17 protein-coding genes are annotated in these 17,737 nt (G+C 61.1%); 11 read left to right on the top strand and 6 right to left on the bottom strand.

Features of this window, described 5'->3' with window-relative positions; genetic code table 11:
• Window positions 1–93: 93 nt before the first annotated feature.
• Genes DEO45_RS15530 through DEO45_RS15500 form a run of 7 tightly spaced genes read left to right on the top strand, consistent with a single transcriptional unit; the run spans window position 94 to window position 6,739 of the window.
• Complete coding sequence (locus DEO45_RS15530) at window positions 94–819, top strand: FadR/GntR family transcriptional regulator (RefSeq protein WP_114345531.1); 726 nt, start codon at window positions 94–96, stop codon at window positions 817–819.
• On the top strand, window positions 816–1,739 hold the full coding sequence (locus tag DEO45_RS15525) for a 2-dehydro-3-deoxygalactonokinase (protein WP_114345528.1): 924 nt from the start codon (window positions 816–818) through the stop codon (window positions 1,737–1,739). Before DEO45_RS15530 ends, DEO45_RS15525 begins: the two co-directional genes overlap by 4 nt.
• A 4-nt stretch (window positions 1,740–1,743) precedes the next feature.
• Window positions 1,744–2,382, top strand: a complete 639-nt coding sequence (locus DEO45_RS15520; RefSeq protein WP_114345525.1) for a 2-dehydro-3-deoxy-6-phosphogalactonate aldolase — start codon at window positions 1,744–1,746, stop codon at window positions 2,380–2,382.
• On the top strand, window positions 2,379–3,527 hold the full coding sequence (dgoD, locus tag DEO45_RS15515) for a galactonate dehydratase (protein ID WP_114345523.1): 1,149 nt from the start codon (window positions 2,379–2,381) through the stop codon (window positions 3,525–3,527). The genes DEO45_RS15520 and dgoD overlap by 4 nt, the downstream gene beginning before the upstream one ends.
• A gap of 5 nt (window positions 3,528–3,532) precedes the next feature.
• Window positions 3,533–4,309 carry an SDR family NAD(P)-dependent oxidoreductase gene (locus DEO45_RS15510; protein WP_114345521.1) on the top strand — a complete coding sequence of 259 codons (777 nt, stop codon included), beginning with the start codon at window positions 3,533–3,535 and terminating at the stop codon, window positions 4,307–4,309.
• Window positions 4,306–5,364, top strand: coding sequence for an SMP-30/gluconolactonase/LRE family protein (locus tag DEO45_RS15505; RefSeq protein WP_114345519.1), 1,059 nt, complete (start codon window positions 4,306–4,308; stop codon window positions 5,362–5,364). The genes DEO45_RS15510 and DEO45_RS15505 overlap by 4 nt, the downstream gene beginning before the upstream one ends.
• Window positions 5,348–6,739, top strand: a complete 1,392-nt coding sequence (locus tag DEO45_RS15500) for a sugar porter family MFS transporter (RefSeq protein ID WP_114345517.1) — start codon at window positions 5,348–5,350, stop codon at window positions 6,737–6,739. Before DEO45_RS15505 ends, DEO45_RS15500 begins: the two co-directional genes overlap by 17 nt.
• 160 nt (window positions 6,740–6,899) lie before the next feature.
• On the opposite strand, the gene DEO45_RS15495 is transcribed toward DEO45_RS15500, so the two are convergent.
• The 3 genes from DEO45_RS15495 to DEO45_RS15485 form a co-directional block, all read right to left on the bottom strand.
• Window positions 6,900–7,412: a DUF421 domain-containing protein gene (locus DEO45_RS15495; RefSeq protein WP_114345515.1), complete on the bottom strand. Its 513-nt coding sequence runs from the start codon at window positions 7,410–7,412 to the stop codon at window positions 6,900–6,902.
• 201 nt (window positions 7,413–7,613) lie between these two features.
• Complete coding sequence (locus DEO45_RS15490; protein ID WP_114345513.1) at window positions 7,614–8,822, bottom strand: DUF2252 family protein; 1,209 nt, start codon at window positions 8,820–8,822, stop codon at window positions 7,614–7,616.
• A 151-nt stretch (window positions 8,823–8,973) separates the two neighbouring features.
• Window positions 8,974–9,315, bottom strand: a complete 342-nt coding sequence (locus tag DEO45_RS15485; protein ID WP_114345510.1) for a PRC-barrel domain-containing protein — start codon at window positions 9,313–9,315, stop codon at window positions 8,974–8,976.
• A gap of 1,049 nt (window positions 9,316–10,364) precedes the next feature.
• Here DEO45_RS15485 and DEO45_RS16535 point away from each other — a divergent pair.
• From DEO45_RS16535 to DEO45_RS15470, 4 genes are all read left to right on the top strand, one after another.
• Window positions 10,365–11,219 (top strand): hypothetical protein, encoded by an 855-nt coding sequence (locus DEO45_RS16535; RefSeq protein WP_147269711.1) that lies wholly within the window; start codon window positions 10,365–10,367, stop codon window positions 11,217–11,219.
• Window positions 11,220–11,391: 172 nt separating this feature from the next.
• Complete coding sequence (locus DEO45_RS15480) at window positions 11,392–11,625, top strand: helix-turn-helix transcriptional regulator (protein WP_114345508.1); 234 nt, start codon at window positions 11,392–11,394, stop codon at window positions 11,623–11,625.
• 135 nt (window positions 11,626–11,760) lie between these two features.
• The gene (locus DEO45_RS15475) at window positions 11,761–12,039 is read left to right on the top strand and encodes a hypothetical protein (RefSeq protein ID WP_114345506.1); all 279 of its coding nucleotides are present in this window, start codon (window positions 11,761–11,763) and stop codon (window positions 12,037–12,039) included.
• Entirely contained in the window at window positions 12,036–13,490 is a 1,455-nt protein-coding gene (locus tag DEO45_RS15470) for a YfjI family protein (protein WP_114345503.1), read from the top strand. The genes DEO45_RS15475 and DEO45_RS15470 overlap by 4 nt, the downstream gene beginning before the upstream one ends.
• A gap of 861 nt (window positions 13,491–14,351) precedes the next feature.
• Here the strand turns inward: DEO45_RS15470 and DEO45_RS15465 are convergent.
• The 3 genes from DEO45_RS15465 to DEO45_RS16755 all read right to left on the bottom strand — a co-directional run.
• The gene (locus DEO45_RS15465) at window positions 14,352–15,110 is read right to left on the bottom strand and encodes a phospholipase D-like domain-containing protein (protein ID WP_114345501.1); all 759 of its coding nucleotides are present in this window, start codon (window positions 15,108–15,110) and stop codon (window positions 14,352–14,354) included.
• 70 nt (window positions 15,111–15,180) lie between these two features.
• Entirely contained in the window at window positions 15,181–17,268 is a 2,088-nt protein-coding gene (locus DEO45_RS15460) for a hypothetical protein (protein WP_223250905.1), read from the bottom strand.
• A gap of 143 nt (window positions 17,269–17,411) precedes the next feature.
• The coding region (locus tag DEO45_RS16755) for a hypothetical protein (protein ID WP_147269710.1) at window positions 17,412–17,737 on the bottom strand (326 nt) is incomplete at its 5' end.

Here is a 17,737-nt window from a genome sequence, read left to right as displayed (position 1 = left end):
GCTTATAGTCGATTTGTATGACAATTGGATCGGATCTGCCGAAGCTTCACCAGGGCGGAACGATCATCGCCAGGACCGGGGACAGAGGATTTCATGAGGAAGCCGATCGCAGTTCGCAGCCTGTACGGGCATGTCATGCACGAGCTCGGGCAGCGCATCGTCAGCGGCAAGGTGAAGCCCGGCGAGATTCTGCCGCGCGAGGAAACACTTGCCGAAAGCCTGCATGTCAGCCGCACGGCTCTGCGCGAGGCGCTCAAGGTGCTTTCCGCGAAGGGCCTGATCGAGTCGCGCACCGGGGTCGGCGCGCGCGTGCTGGAGGAGCGCTCCTGGAACCAGCTCGATGCCGACGTGCTCGGTTGGCGCTGCGCCTCGATGCCCACCGACGATTTCGTCGACAAGCTGGTGGAGATGCGCGAGATCATCGAGCCGGCCGCGGCCGCCACGGCGGCACGACGACGTACCGCCGCGCAGCTTGCCGCCATCGACGAGGCCTATCGGGCGATGGACGCGGCCAATACGCTGGAGGAGTGGACCGAAGCGGATCTTCTGTTCCACGACGCCGTGCTGCATGCCACCAGCAACGAACTGCTGCAGTCGTTGTTCTCGGTGGTGGAGACCGCGCTCGGCGCATTCTTCACGCTGTCCGCGCGCAACGCGAGCAATTTCAGGTATTCACTGCCGCACCACCAGAAAGTACTCGAGGCGATCCGGCGCAAGCAGCCCGAAGTGGCACGCAAGGCCATGCAAGCCATGATTGCCGATTCGCAGGCCAACCTGCAGCGCAGCCGCGGTCGTGCCCGCCGGAGGGCGACTGCGTGACCACGCAGCTGATCGGCCTGGATTGGGGCAGTACGCATCTGCGGGCCTATCGCTTCGGCGAGCGTGGCCTGGTGGAAGAGGTGCGGACCCTGTCCTGCGGCATACGCGAGCTTCCCGCGGGAGGTTTCGCCGAGGCGTTCATGCAGGCCGTGCGCGAATGGCCGCAGGTGCCCGTGCTTGCCTGCGGCATGGTGGGAAGCCGCAATGGCTGGCTGGAAGTGCCTTACCTAGATACGCCGACCCGCACCGACCGACTGGCCGCGGCGCTGAAGCCGTTCACCGCGCCGGATGGACGTACGGTGCATCTGGTACCCGGGCTGCGCGACCCCGGCCGGCCCGACGTGATGCGTGGCGAAGAAACCCAGGTCGCCGGCGTGCTGGCTCAGTTCCCAGCGGCGTCGCATCGCGGGCAGCTGCTGCTGCCGGGCACGCACAGCAAGTGGGTTACCGTGCGCGATGGCGCGATCACCGGCTTCGCGACGGTGATGACGGGCGAGCTGTATGGACTGCTGAGCAGGCACTCGATCCTCGGCGCTTCGCTGCCGCCGGCGGTGGACGACGACGCGGCTTTCCGCCGTGGCGCCGCCACGGCACGCGACAGCGGCGCGGCGGGGGTGCTGTCGCGCGTGTTCTCGGCGCGGACCCTGATGCTCGACGGCACGCTGGCGCCAGCGTCGGTGGCCGACTACCTGTCCGGACTCCTGATCGGCGACGAATTGCGCGTGGCGCTCGCCGCCGGCTGGATCGACGCGCGCGAGCCCCTGTTGATGGTGGGCGACGCCGCCTTGTGTTCCCGCTACCTCAAGGCGGCCGAGGCTTATGGCCTGCAGCTGACCCGCGCGCCAGATGCCACCACTGCGCGCGGTCTGTGGCTCATCGCGGTCGAGGCCGGTCTGGTAACCACCCGTGCAACGGCATGAATCGATGAAATCCTGGCTCGAACATCTCCCCTTGGTCGCGATCCTTCGCGGCCTGCGCCCCGACGAGGCGGTCGACGTCGGCAGCGCGCTCGCCGACGCGGGCTTTCGCCTGCTGGAAGTGCCGCTCAATTCACCGGAACCGTTCGACAGCATCCGTCGCCTGGTCGACACGCTTGGCGACGCATACCTGATCGGCGCAGGCACCGTGCTCGACCCCGCACGGGTCAGGGATGTCGCCGATGCCGGCGGCCGCCTGATCGTGATGCCGCATGCGGACACTGCGGTGATCCGTGCCGCCAAGCAGGCTGGCCTCTATTGCGTACCCGGCGTGGCCACGCCCACCGAGGCGTTCGCCGCGCTCGCCGCGGGAGCCGACGCGCTGAAACTCTTCCCTGCCGAGCAGTTCACCCCCGCGGCACTCAAGGCCTGGCGCGCCGTGCTGCCGGCGGGCACCGCCGTGCTGCCGGTGGGCGGCATCACGCCCGGAACCATGGCGCCCTGGCTGGCTGCCGGCGCCGCCGGTTTCGGCATCGGCTCGTCGCTGTATGCGCCTGGCCGCTCGGCCGGGGACGTCGCCACCTGCGCGCAGGCTTTCGCCGAAGCCTGGCAACGCCACCACGTTTCGAAAGGACCTGTTGCATGAAGATCACCGGATTGACCACCTTCATCGTGCCGCCGCGCTGGTGTTTCCTGCGCATCGACACCGATGCCGGCATCAGCGGCTGGGGCGAGCCGGTGGTCGAGGGCCGCGCGCATACGGTGGCGGCCGCCGTGGAGGAGCTGTCCGATTACCTGATCGGCAAGGACCCGCGCCACATCGAGGACCACTGGAGCGTGATGTATCGCGGCGGCTTCTATCGCGGCGGCCCGATCCTGATGAGCGCGATCGCCGGCATCGACCAGGCGCTGTGGGATATCAAGGGCAAGGATCTCGACGTGCCCGTGCATGCGTTGCTGGGCGGGCCGGTGCGCGAGCGCATCCGGGTGTATTCGTGGATCGGCGGTGATCGCCCGGCGGACACCGCGCAGGCGGCGCGCGATGCGGTGGCGCGCGGCTTCACCGCGGTGAAGATGAACGCCACCGAGGAAATGCAGTACATCGACACCTACGACAAGGTCGAACAGGTACTGGCCAACGTACAGGCAGTGCGCGACGCGGTCGGGCCGCACGTCGGGATAGGCCTCGACTTCCACGGCCGCGTGCACAAGCCGATGGCCAAGGTGCTGATGCGCGAACTGGCGCCCTTCAAGCTGATGTTCATCGAGGAGCCGGTGCTTTCCGATCACCTCGAGTGCCTGCCGGAGCTGGCCGCGATCGCACCGGCGCCGATCGCGCTGGGCGAACGGCTGTACTCGCGCTACGACTTCAAGCGCATGCTGCAGATCGGCGGGGTCGACATCATCCAGCCCGATCCTTCGCATGCCGGCGGCATCACCGAGACGCGCAAGATCGCGGCGATGGCCGAGGCCTATGACGTGGCGCTGGCCCTGCATTGCCCGCTGGGGCCGATCGCGCTGGCGGCGAACCTGCAGCTGGACGCGGTCTGCCACAACGCCTTCATCCAGGAGCAGAGCCTGGGCATCCACTACAACGCCGCCAACGACCTGCTCGACTACGTCAGCGACCGCAACGTGTTTGCCTACGAGAAGGGTTTCGTAACGATCCCGGGCGGCCCGGGCCTCGGCATCACCGTCAACCAGGACTACGTCATCGAGCGCGCCGCCGTGAGCCATCGCTGGCGCAATCCGGTCTGGCGTCATGTCGACGGCAGCGTGGCGGAGTGGTGAGGCCGATGCCCATACAGAGCGCGGGTTACGCCAGCTATCCCAGCCTGGTCGATCGCACGGTGCTGATCAGCGGCGGCGCCAGCGGCATCGGAGCCGCTTTCGTCGAGCAGTTCGCGCGGCAGGGCGCACGGGTGGCCTTTCTCGATGTGGACGCGGCGTCGGCGCAGTCGTTGCTCGACGGACTCGGCGAGGTGGCGCACCGGCCGCTGTTTCTTGCCTGCGACCTGGCCGACCTGGCTGCACTCGGACGCGCGATCGACGAGGCGCGTGCCGCGATCGGCCCGATCGCGGTGTTGATCAACAACGCCGCCAACGACGCGCGGCACGATTTCACCGCGACCACGCCGGCCGATTTCGAGCGCAGCATGGCGGTGAACCTGCGCCATCAGTATTTCGCCACGCAGGCGGTGGTGGAAGACATGCGGACGGTGGGCGGCGGCTCGGTGATCTGCCTGGGCTCGACCAGCTGGATGATCAAGAACGGCGGCTATCCGATGTACACCATGGCCAAGGCCGCCATTCACGGCCTGGTCGGCGGCCTGGCGCGCGACCTGGGGCGGCACCGTATCCGCATCAATTGCCTGGTGCCCGGCTGGGTGATCACCGAGAAGCAGCAGCGCCTGTGGCTGGATGCCGAGGGCGAGGCCGAGATAGCCCGCGCGCAGTGCCTGCCGGGCCACGTGATGGCCGAGGATCTCGCCCGCGCCGCGATGTTCCTCGCCGCCGACGATAGCCGCATGATCACCGCCAAGGATTTCATCGTGGATGGGGGCTGGGTATGAGCGGCGCTGCATGCCAGGCGCAGCCGGTGGTGGACGCGGGCAATCGGCTGGGCGAGGGCGTGTTGTGGTGTCCGCGCGATCAGGCGTTGTACTGGACGGATATCCATGCGGGCACGCTGTGGCGCTATACGCCCGGTGATGGCGTCGCGCAGCAGTGGTCGCTGCCCGAGCGCTTGGCCTCATTGGCGTTGTGCGAGGCGGACGGCTGGCTGCTGCTCGGGCTTGCCTCGCGGCTGGCATTTTTTCACCCCGGCAGCGGCCGGCTGCTGCCGATTGCCGAAGTGGAGGCCGGCATGCCGACGCGCCTCAATGACGGCGCCTGCGATCGGCAGGGTCGCTTCGTGTTCGGCACCCTGCACGAACCGCCCGCTGGCGAGCCGAAGCGTTGCATCGGTGGCTTCTACCGCCTGAATGCCGATCTCACGCTCGAGCGCCTGCCGCTGGCTCCGGTGGCGATCAGCAACAGCCTGGCGTTCAGCCCCGACGGCGCGACCATGTATTACTGCGACTCGCCTACGCGGCAGATCCGCTGCTGTGACTACCAGGCCGATGGTCGCCTGGGGCCGTCACGGGTCTTCGTCGACCTGGCCGGCATCGAAGGCGAACCCGATGGTTCGGCCGTGGATGCCGAGGGCGCGTTGTGGAATGCGCAATGGGGCATGTCGCGCGTCGTGCGCTATCGCAGGGATGGCAGCGAGGACATGGTCGTAGGGGTGCCCACCAGCCAGCCCACCCGCGTGGCGTTTGGCGGTGCGGCGCTGGACATGCTGTACATCACCAGCGCACGCGACGATCTGCCCGCCGAGGTTCTGCTCCGGGAGCCGCTGGCAGGAGCGTTGTTCGCCGTCGCCGCCGGCGTGCATGGCATTCCCGAAGCGCGTTTCGCCGGATTGCCGCCAGACCTGGCGGACCACCATGCGGGCGCGACCGTGGTCACGGGCTCGCGCCAGGACATTGCGGCTGCAGGCCGGAGTCGCGCGACCAAGGTCGCCTCCGCGAACAGCCATCCATCCAATGCACACTGCCCACGGGGAACCCATGAGCACCATAGTTGAGAACACCATCGCGGTACGCCGCGTGTCTACTGCCTTGTTCACCTGCGTGCTGGCCGCACTGGCCGGGCTGATGTTCGGCCTGGACATCGGCGTGATCTCCGGCGCCACCCAGTTCATCCAGAAGGAGTTCGCGATCTCGGATCGCATGATCGAGTGGATCGTCAGCGCGATGATGCTCGGTGCGGCCGTCGGCGCCCTGGGCGCCGGATGGATATCCGCAGCCCTGGGCCGCAAGCGCTCGCTGATCCTGGGCGGCGTGCTGTTCGTGCTTGGTTCGCTGCTGAGCGGCGCGGCCTGGTCGCCGGATACCCTGGTGGCTGCACGGCTGATCCTCGGCCTGGCGATCGGCGTCGCCACGTTCACCGCCCCGCTGTACCTGGCCGAGGTGGCGCCCGAGTACATTCGCGGCGCGATGATCTCGCTGTATCAGCTGATGATCACCATCGGCATCCTGGTGGCCTTCCTTTCCGACACCGCGTTCAGCTACAGCGGCAATTGGCGCTGGATGCTCGGCATCATCGCGGTGCCGGGCATACTGTTCCTGCTCGGCCTGTTCATGCTGCCGGACAGCCCGCGCTGGCTGATGATGCGCGGCCGCAAGGAAGAGGCGGCGGGCGTGCTGCACCGGCTGCGCGGCGACAGGGAGCAGGTTGCCCGCGAAGTGTCCGACATCGAGGAGCAGCTGCGCACGCCGCAGAAGGGCTGGCACCTGTTCCTGCAGAACGCCAATTTCCGGCGCTCGGTCGGGCTGGGCGTACTGCTGCAGGTCATGCAGCAGTTCACCGGCATGAACGTGGTGATGTACTACGCGCCACGGATCTTCCGCGACATGGGCTACGCCACTTCCGCGCAGATGTGGTTCACCGCGATCGTGGGCCTGACCAACGTGCTGGCCACGTTCATTGCGATCGGCCTGGTCGACCGCTGGGGCCGCAAGCCGATCCTGTACACCGGCTTCGCGGTGATGGCGCTGGGCATGGGCGCGGTCGGCACCATGATGCACCTGGGTGTTGCCACGCATGGCGAGCAGATCTTCACGGTGGCGATGCTGCTGACCTTCATCGTCGGCTTCGCGATGTCGGCCGGCCCGCTGATCTGGACGCTGTGCTCGGAAGTGCAGCCACTGAAAGGCCGCGACTTCGGCATCGGCTGCTCCACCTTCACCAACTGGGTCGCCAACATGATCGTCGGCGCCACCTTCCTGACCCTGCTCAACGGCATCGGCAATGCGGCCACGTTCTGGTTGTACGCCGTGTTCAACCTGATCTTCCTGATGATCACCTTTGCGCTGGTTCCGGAAACCAAGGGCGTCACCCTGGAGCAGATCGAACGCAACCTCATGGCCGGCAAATCCCTGCGCGACATCGGGCAGTAGCGTCGCGAACCGCCGGGTTCCCGGGCCGGTCCGGTCCGGGGCCGGTCGATGCCGGCGTGCCGATCGCACGCCGGGCCTGTCGCGTTCGGTGCGGCACCGCAATCGCAGGTCGCTGCGGATCGAGATCGACAGTCTGCCCTCACCGCGGGTGGTGCGGGCGCTAGCGGCGCTCGGCCTGGACACCGGGGATGGTCCCCGGCGCAGCTTTCAATGTGATGGTGATCTTCCCATTGGGCTCCAGACGCACATTCATGACGTCATGCAGGTCCTCCCTGCCGTGCGCATGCAAGGCCCGCTCGAACGCAGCCTCGGGCACATTGCAGCGAGACAATGCCCGAGGCACGCGTTTTCCCTCCCGCACGATGAACGTGGGATAGCCCTCGATGAGGCGATTGATGAGCGAGGAACGCGTACAGATCCAGGCCAATAGATGCTCCGCGAGCAAGATGCTCGCCACCGCGATCAGTGCCCCCAGAAATGACGTATCTGCACCGATGATGGAAGTGCGCAGCGTTCCGCCGACCAGGACCAGAACGATGACATCGAATGCGGACATCTCGCCAAAGGTCCGTTTGCCGGCCAACCTCATCATCAGCAACAGCGCCGCATACACCGCAAGGCCACGCAGCGCGAAGTGCCACCAAGGCATGGAAATTCGAAAGAATTCAGTCATGACGTACTCCCCGGATAACTGAGGGCGGCGGATGTCGCACACCTGGTTGTTTGCCGGCCTGCAGATGCGGCCGAGGCCCGACCATTGACGACCTTCGGCGGCGCCGTCGGCACATCCCGGGAAGAACCCCGACTTGACGATCGGGCGGCGGCTTGAAACGAGAAACCTCACCGAATCACTCAAGTCATGGCGATGTGACCATCAGTGAGGAAGGTTTGCGAAGCGGCGGCAATGTTCCAGGTAGGCGCCTTCGTGGGCCTGCACCAGTTCCACGACGCTGCGCCAGAGCCAGGACGGCGTATCGATGGTCTTCGGCCGATTGCGGTTCAGCTCCTGCAGCCATCGCTTGCGATCGTCGGCCGCCATCTGGCGGGCGTGAGCCTGCCCGACAACATTGCCGAGATAGGTCGCCACCTCCATGGCTTGATCCTGATCCAAGTGCTCGATGTCGATTTTCAGATCCTGTGGCAGCAACTCCCTCAGGAAGACGGATTTGCGCTGGATGAGCCCTGCAAGCATGCGTTCGCCCAGGTTGGGCGCAAGGTGAATGGCCCCCTCGATGATCCGCAAGGCATTGTTCTTTGGTATCGCAGTGTTCGTGGCTCTCGGCGCGGCGGAGCGCACCGCCTCCTTCACGTCGATGAGGCAAAGGCTGCTTTCCGGATCCTTTGACTCGCCCACCCTGAGCAGGACGGCGTAGCGGAGAAGCCCGAGCGAACTGCAGCCTTTGACCCAATAGGCCGCGTCCAACATTTCCACTTTGTCCTTCGCATCGCGATGGCTCAAGGATGTAGCGAGTGCGTGGACATCCTGGCTCGACATGAGCGCCTCGAGTTCATTCCTCTCGGCCGCCGAAATGGGCCAGAATTTTTTCGACAACGGAATGTCTGGATCAGTGCCATCGATGCGTTCCGCGGCAAGGTTCTTCCACTTGCGACGCATCGCGCGCTTCACGACAGGCTGGATCGTCTCGGGCCGCTTCTGCATCGTCCTGCTGCTGCCGGATCTTCCCCGCAGCGCCAGTTCGTAGCCGACGATGAGTTGCTCCATGATCTTGGTAGTGACCACGCCGGGCAGATCGGAGCCGCGCGCAGCCATCGCCAGCGAGAGTCCAAGCCGGATGAGATCGTGCGCGGGATTGCCGATGACGGATTGGTCCAGATCGCGGATCTGAACGTTGATGTTGCCGTCCGCGTCGGCGAGGGGGCCGATGTTGCTCACGTGGCAGTCGCCACAAATCCACACGGGGGGCCCGTGTGGCAACACGCGATCCGACCCCTCAAGCCATTCGTAGAACTGGACCGTATTGCCGCGCACATAGGCGTGAACGGACTTGGCCATTTTCAGGTTGCGCCGCTGGACGAGCCTCTCGCCCCGGAGTGCGGGATCTGGAAGCTTCTTCTTGCTCATGGCCTGGTCACCCGGAAAATTATCGAGGAGGCTTGGCCCGCACTTCCGAGGTCATGCGGACTCTATGACCGTCCTGCCGATTTGCCCCCAAGGCAAAGGCATTCCAAAAGCCAAAGCGTCGTCCTCCCGCGATTCAGTGCACGAGGTCGATTCAGCGAACGTAGTAGTCGCGTACCTGATTGGCGAACGTCTTGTCGGCAAAGTTCGGCCAGTGATCCTTGTCGAAGCCCGGTGCGTCTTTCAGGCGATCTTTCGCGACATCAAGAAGCAATTGCTTGTTCTTGCCATCCACCTCGATGGCATCCCAGGGCACGGCGAACAGCTTTTCGCCCATGCCAAGTACACCGCCGAAAGACAGGACGCCATAAGCGATTTTTCCGTTGGTGGTATCGATCATGATGTCCTTGAGGTCGCCAAGTGAGTCACCTTGGTGGTTCTTCACCGCGTCGCCGTTGAGCGTCGAGGCTGAAAGGAATCTGGGGGAATTGACCATGGTTGATGTCCTGGGTTGGGATGGGCACCGGTCGCTCTATGAGGATCAACGCGACGACGAACCCGGTTAGGCGATGATGTGAGTTTCATCGTTATCAAAATGGTTGGGGTAAGTGATGATCGTCTTGCGCCAGCGTGAGCGAAGCAGGCGGGCTACGCATCCATCACTATGGCACGCGGGTTTTACCCCGTTGACGCGGATACTTCCCGGAAGGACAAAGGTCGGCCTAGACCTCCGGGGAGAAAGCCGTAAAGCGGATATCCCGCAAGGCGAGCTGAATCCTGCTGCCCGCCACCCGGGCGAGTCCGCAGCATGGCGGATCCTGCGGCCCCGTTCTTCACCAGGCGAAACTCAGGCGCTGCCATTTCGCCTGGAAGTTGCTGATGTCGATGCAAGCCGATGGAGAGAAGAACGGCAATGCGGATATGCGCCTCTCGGCAGTGCAATGATGGAGCTTAGGCGTGGAAGCCCCTCACCTCCGCAAAGGTCTGGCCCGCTTGGAACGATAGCGAGCGTTAAAGAAATCGCGCCTTGGGACAGACAGTTGTCCAACGCGACTCTCAAGACCGGGAATGACCGGGATGGAGGTGCATCCGTCGCTCGGCGAACGGCTAAGTGTGCAGGCCGCTGTGCGAGTTCGGCGTCGTGTTTCCGCGCGCGGCCTACGTGCGTCCCGACTTGCCAGTCGCCTTAAACGGCGCTTCACGGCCAGCACCGTACAATCACCTATTTATACTTCTGATCGCTCGGAAAGGCGGCTGCTTGCAATCGCCCAGCTTCCGGTGGCTTTACGCAATGGATGGCCACTTTATGGTTTCCCGCACAACAAGACATCCCTGGTCAGGGATATGGTGGCCCACCAGCAATCGAAAAGTTGATCTAAGATGTTGATAGTACAAGTGTACTAAAGCCTACGCGAGCATTCTTACTCACCTTCTTACTCACTTTTCATGAAGCTGCTCGCTGCGGCCGGGGTTGTCTTGGCTCAACGAAATGCTAGGTTTCCGCGCTGACCACATCGAACATCAGCGTGTAAAGGAGGCTTAACGATGCAAAGGACCTTGTTCATTTATGACACGACGCCAACCATAAAGGAGCTCATTGATAATGGCGTTCGCCTCTGGAAGGAGGAGGCTGATGCAAGATCCAAGGATGGAATGGATCTCAAGCGGCTGTGGACTTTTGCGTCTAGCTTGATGGACGTAAACCGCGATAGAAATGCCCACGAGGCATTCAAGAAAATGTTCTACGAGGAGCATGATCACAGCGACATTGCAGAAAAGTTTTTTGATGAGGAATATTCACCGCCAAAGGCGAGGAATTTTGAGCTCCTCATATGCAACAACAATCTCATGCCAAGCTATTGGAGGCATGAATCTGGCTTTCCTCATAAGGGGTTGGCCATTTCAGCATTTTACTTCCATGAATCCAGAAATAACTTAGCGAGCGGGGATCATGCGGGCTCATGGGCGTCGCTTACCATGGCCTACTACTACCTTGGCATGAACTCATCGCCGACTACTGCGCAGGAAGCGGCGTCCGAGGCCGCGAGAACAAAAAGTGCAAACATTGGTGATCGCCTGCGAAAGCTAGTCGTCGAAGTCACGCGATTGTTGCCAAAAGATGGATCCATCAAAACTGCTTCGATGGCCATTGGTGCCGTTGTCAAGACCATTGAGAAAAACAAGAAATACATGGAAATTCTTCTCGAATTCGACAACAAAACACCTGCCGGGACGAAAATTCCGAAGATGGGCGAAGTGCCTAACACTCCAAGCGGTCGCCTACAGAACAACCTTGTGTCATGGAAGACACCAGGTAGTCGCTACCCAGAGATCGTCGAGGCGTTCGCTCCTTTCAAGCGAAAAATGGGAAAAGGCAAAGACAAGACACGCAGCCGATGAGACGCACTTCAGCTCACGTCAAGACTACGCACTGAACCGCAGCTGGCCCTGACCCTTGGCGATTGGCGGCAACCGATCAGGTGGCGTGAACACCCATCTGCGCGCAGATCGTGATGACCGCGGTGAAATGGGGTCATAGATTGCACGTCCACTACCACTCGTGGACGCTGCGATGCTGGACGAAACATCCTTTGGACTGAGGATCCTCTCGGTTCGTGAAACGGCCAAGCGACTGAACATCGGTCGCAGCACGCTGTATGCCTGGCTTGATGAGAAGTCATCGAGCTGCAGACTTGGTCTGCCAAAGCCCGTACACCTGGGCAAGAGCACCGGCTTCATCGAACATGAAATCGACGACTTCATTCGCGGCCTCATGCAGGCGCGAGGAGGTGCCGTCGGGCTCTAACAGCGTGGCTGTTGCGTGTCTTCCTTGGAAGGCTGCACGCAGGTCGCGGGTTGACCCGACATCCACGACTTGCACCCCCTTTGCGCCTAGTCGTTCTGTGGCGCACTCAATCAAACAAGTGCAAGGAACAGATTCATGAGCAATACCAACCATGACGTGCAGACGCGCGTTGCGGACATCGCTGCGGCTTTGCGCAACCTGCAACCCAACGAACAGCACCGCAAGAACCAACTGTTCTCGCTGTTGTACCCCGTGATCGTCGAAATGCTGGAGCAGAACGTCACCCAGAAGGCGATCCTGAAGAAGCTCGAAGAAATGGGCCTCAAGCTGCACCCATCTCGCTTCAAGGAGCTGATGGCAGCCGAAGCCAAGATCGCCGCTGACGAGACTGGCGCCGATAGGAGCGGCGTATGAGCCAGAACCATTACAGGAAAGACTTCCCTATCCAGGCGCTATATAACAGCATCCGCCTAGCGTTGGAGGAAGTGCGTACCAATCTGCAAGCGCCTGTTGGCCTCATCGCGGGCGCGTTCTGGACCGCACTGTCGATCTGCGCCGAGGCTGATAACGACGTTCTTCAGCCAACTGGACAGATCAGTCCGTGCGCGCTCTACGTGGGCACCATTGCCGATTCGGGCGAGCGTAAAACGGCGGTCGACAAGATTGTGCTTGCCGCGCTCTATGCACGTGATGCCAAGCAGGCGGCTGAGTATAAGAAGGCGCTTGTCGATTACCAGGCGGATATGCGCTACTGGGAAGCGATGGATACGGCTATTCAGCGCAAGCTGGTGAAGGCCGTCAGCAACGGCGAAGACACCGAACAGCTACGTCGTGAATTGAGAGAGCATGCGGATGCAGAACTGAGTCGCCCGGAGCGCAACCGTATCGTGTACCAGAGCGTTACCGAGCGGCCACTGATGGAGGCGTTGCAGGGTGACAGCAAGTGCATCGCAATCCTGAGCGACGAAGGCAGCATCGTGCTGAACGGCGGCGCCACCAACAAACTGGCGGCACTCAACAAGGCGTGGGATGGCCCCAGCCTGCTTACGTTCGACCGCGCCGACGACAGCATAGAGGCGCGTGATCCACGTGTGACAGTTAGCTTCATGATCCAGGAAAAGGTGTTCCTGGACTTCATGAAAAGGCGTGGCGAGATCGCGCGAGAATCCGGGTTCCTCGCACGCTTCATGGTTTGCCGGCCTGCGTCCACGCAGGGTTTCCGCTACATGTCGTTGGACGAGGCGGTGTGGGAACATCTGCCCAAGTTTCATCAACGCATGGACGAACTTCTCGAAGCCACTGCAGCCCGTCGCAAGGCAGGTGACACGCAACGCAGGCTGTTGTCGTTCTCGCCCGAAGCCAAGGAGCTCTGGGTCAAGGCACAGAACACTGTCGAACCGAAGTTGCAGCATGGCGGCGAACTGGAGAGCGTCCGCGATTTCGCCTCCAAGTCGATGGAGATCGTTGGCCGCTTGGCTGCCTGTATGCACCATTTCGAGGGTGTGGCCGGCAATGTCATCAGCATGGAGACCTTGCAACGTGCTCTTGATGTAGTCGACTACTATTTCTACGAGTACCTCGATCTGTTCGGCAACGCCAATGATGTGCCGCAGAGCCAGAAAGATGTGCAAGCGTTAGTCATGTACCTGCACTCACGCTACTGGTTGAACGGCTTCAGCTCGGTATTGCGCAACGATGTCCGCAAGTCCGGCCCTATCCGCCATCAGGGCCGCTTCGAGGCAGCGATCCAGCGCCTGATATGGGACGGCTCGATTGCGGTGTGCCACGAACAGCAATACGCGCGTAAGGGCAGGCTGTGGGTTCACCTGAACCCCAATGTGTTCAGCCAAATCGCCAGCCAATAAATTCGCTCAAACTTCCGCGCTACCAAGCCGCCCGAAAGGGCGGCTTTCTTGTTCTCATCCCCTTGCACGGCATGCAACTATGCCCCAAGTGGCGCAAGTTGCATCCTGAGCAGGCCACCCAGGGGCTGGCAAGCCTGTCGCTGTGTGGGAAATTGGCAGGTTGAGCAAGTGGCGAGCCGGTCAGAATCAGGTTACCCGGTCGTGGTCATTGTCTCGCACTGCAACGTACTCGGCTCTCTCCCGCACCTACATGCCCTTGGCATGCGCGCTTCAGATGGCGCTTCGTTCGCGCTGAATACCACATTCCTTGAAGCTGGGATGATGGACTCGCGTCGATGGCCCCACCTCTCAAGTATTTGTTTCCTCATTAGCCTTGATGCTCAAGAATGTGATGGCGAAGATGGCGATGCGATTGGTATTTTGCGCGGACGCGCCTGGCACCGATTGCACATGCTTAAGTGGCATGTAGATGCCACTCTGTAAATTTTTACCTCCAACTACCCTATGTTATGTCGACGACCTCACCCTCCGTCGGCCGGGTGCCATAAGGCAGGGGGGCTTTTGCTGTTGATCTACACGGGGTGTGTCGTAGACACAAACCCCGTTAATAGACAGCGTACGCGATGCTGCAAGCGAGCCGTACGCTTTTATCAGACCGCCATAGGCAAGGGCTGACAAATAACCTGAGTCGTCAGCCGAAGAGCTGGCGACGACCGGTTTTTATGCTGGCAAGCAAAAGTTGGGGGTGAAGGAGAGATCTCACTCTCACCAGTTGAATCTGATACGGCAGCGTAAGTTCATGAGTAGAAGAGGGCGCCCTCTTCCTCGACCACATGGAGCAAGCGGATATTCACCGCGAAGCTAAATCGGAATCTCGTTCGAAACTGCCAGTACAGCATCAAGCACGTGGGAAACCCTCCTGCCAGAGCTACCGCTCACGAGTACGCCTAGCTCAAGCGAGTAATCGAAACTCCACTTGGTCATGTTCGATGAGCCAACGTAGCACTCGGCGTCATCAGTACGCACGACCTTGGCGTGGAATGTCTCGGTATCAGGTCTATCAAGACGAGACAGCCGGAAATCGAAAACGTGTATACCTAGGGTCCTCAGCACATCTTCATGCAGACGCAAGTGTTCAGGCAGTCCGTTTCGTACGATCAGCTCTCGCCGAACAGTTGTCCTTGTCGCCGCAAAGAGATCCAGGATTCGGCTGGCGCCAGCTTCATCGACGAATGGCGTCATGATGCTGAACCGGGTCAGCGCGCGTCCGGCCATACCTGCAAGGACATCGGCCGTCGAGGAGAGACCCCAGGCGCCTTCAAGCGTGCTATCCAATGCGGATACAAATCTGCTCGGCTCAGCAGGTTTGGAAATCACCACATGAACTGAATCCTTGTCCTCGTGAATCTGCTCCTTGTACAGCGCGGCGCCACGGAGCAATAGTGCGAGTTCACGACTCTCTAGCTCAGGCAGCGTTACCCGCCAAACCCCATGCGCATCCTGACGGACTGCGCCAGCGACTTCAGCTGCCCTCAGCCCAGAAATGACATCTGAGATCCGGGTATGGCTTACGCCGATCAGGCGTGCAATATCCCTCGTGCTCCCCAGGGCACCATGCATTCCCCTGTCCACAAGAGCAAAGACCCTCGAAAGGATCGACGCATGCGATGCAAGGTGAAGGAAATACGATTCAGCCAATGGGCTGTCCCGAAGCAATGTCTAGATAGCCGTTGATGACAAGTCCGTGCTTGGGGAGATCTTCTCTTGGTGCAGGTCCTCCGCGTAACACAGATCGGGACAACAAGTGATTGCCTGCAATGCAGGAGGTCTCTGGGATGACGATGCAACTGGGACAGGCACCGCCGGATGAGTCGCACAAACTTCCGGCACCGCACATCAGCGTCTTGGCTGACACCAAGTGCTCCAAGAACGTCGTGTTGTAATTCCTCCAGAGTGCCGACAGGTTGCCAAGATCCATGGTCGTACCATTCCGATACACAGCGAAAGCAAGATCGGCAGGGAACAGGTATTCGCCAAGGCTACCCAGATCCAAGCCGGAGAACTCAGCGATGGCTTTCATTAAGCTGTGCGAATAGGTGTGCAGCAGCGTATAGACGTACCGATAGGCATTCGCCGGTCCTGGAGTGAGGTCGGAAAAGAACTTTCCGAATGGAGCCGCACCCTGCAGGAGATGGGCGCCGAGTTTGATTTGATTGAATGTGTCCCAGTCTGGGAGATCAACGACCTCGACCGATCGCAGCCACGAATAGACTTTCCCTGGATCAAGACGAACATAGATGGCTTCGTTGGCCTGATTGACTACATAGATCGGTATGTGGCCGTTCCCAAGCTCCTGGAAGAGATTGAGACGAACTGGAAGCATGAGCGTCTGTTGATCGGATTTCTCAATCAACGGATCCGTCGACATCCGGGTGAAGCCATGGGTGAATCGGCATAGATCGAACTCCCGAACCAACCCCATGTCGGCGATTCCCAGGATATCGAGTAGCTGCGACGTTCGCGCTTGCTGTGCTGAGAGTTCCGCTTGGGTTCTTGGGGCGAGATCCTTGTCTGGGTGGGCAAATCGAACGTACGCAGATCGGCCATCGACCGGATTGGTAGCGTGGATTTTGCTCCGTGAAAGGGCCTCATGTTCCACGGCTAAGCGCAAGGGATCGTACCGGCTGCCGAACTCAGTCCGGCGGCGGATTAGTGCGTCAAGCCAGACCGGCGATTCGTGCTGAATAGGCACGAGACCAGGAATCGTCCTCCACTCTGCAACCATCTCGCGCAATTCGACGGACAGCTCCTCAGCCATAAGCGTGTTGGCGATATTCGGTGAATTGCGCATCTTGAGCATGCGCTCATACCGCGACACCCTCTCGGAATGTCCTGCTCGCCGCAGAATTTCAACGACATCGGCATCGTTGGGTGGCCGAGCTCCTAGGCCAAACTGTTCGGAGATGAATCCAGCAAGGTCGGGTTCATTCCCCTCCTGAAGCATTTCAAGCAAGTCGCGCTGATCCGCAGATAGGACGATGAACTGCTCAGAATGAGGATAGAAGGCCGCTGTCGCGCGGTACGAAATAGGCTCCATTCGGCGCCATCGCGGCGGCCGTTGATTGGCTTCATCACCCAAGAGCTCAGTCGTCACTCGATCGTTCTGTAGCCAACTGTCGCCGTACTTGTGACCATTTTCGCATTCGAAAACCCATTGACCGATGCGAGGAGATTTGTCGATCAGGTAGAACTTCCGGCTTTGACACAAAGGGCATACACCCAAGGGCTTGGAGACCTTCTGCTCGTGCGTGTTCCATTCCCAGCGGCCGGGTGTTGGGGGCTCCCAGTTCCCGGACCAGTGCACAAAGATGACATCCAATTGTCTCCAGCGGCATTTTCCCTTGTACTCATTCGACCGTGTGTCGCAGTTCTTCGCCTTCAACTGATCCAGATCCGCAGCAGTCTCGCGAACCGTTTCGTATTTTCGGAATCGACCACACGTATTGCATACGAAGTCCATTGGAGCGGGCACGTAGCACATTGCTCTGGGGTCGACCAGTTCGAAGCGAGTGTGCGGAGGCGCGAAGAACTCGCCATCCCGTAGCAGCGCAGCGTCGAGGCACTGCGTCGGCAATACTGGATGATCGGGAGTTCCACCCTGCATCGCCCGTGAAAACCAGCTCTGCCACACCTCTCGCAGACGAAGATGAATCTGGATTGCCGTCTCAGGTGCGATGTCGGCGCGAGTCGGATCCTGACTCTGATCGGGAAGCGACATGCATGCACCTAAGCCACCTTCAAACGTGAAGAGAGCACCAGGTGCGTACACCGTTCCCAATTGGCCCCGGGACCGCGTCATCTTAGACGCTGATGGCTCTCGCACTTCCCCACCACCGCGTCGGCTATATCTGCTAGCCATGTTCAGTCTCCTTGATCGCCACCTTCGGCAACGCCCCTGCGGATAAGGCCCATGACGCGCCGAGCTGTGCGATCGTCGATTCGGCGTTCACCGTCCAGATCGCGGTGACCAAAAGATATATATCCAGCCTCATCAACATCGCGCAGAGACTTCATAGGTTGCTTCATGACACTTGCCTGAGACCGGAAGAAGTCCCAAAGACCACGACTCTCACCAAGCATGTCCCTCGCCCAGCCGCTCAACATCGCCTCAACTCGCTCCCGAATCAGCTCCTGGTAGTGCTGCTTGCCGCCCGGAGCAAAGTCCTCGGGTTCTACCCCGTTTCCAC

It is taken from the genome of Rhodanobacter denitrificans (assembly GCF_003335105.1).
GTDB lineage: Bacteria > Pseudomonadota > Gammaproteobacteria > Xanthomonadales > Rhodanobacteraceae > Rhodanobacter > Rhodanobacter denitrificans_A.
The sequence above is the reverse complement of the archived record's forward strand: the minus strand, read 5'-3'. Positions and strand labels throughout refer to the sequence as shown.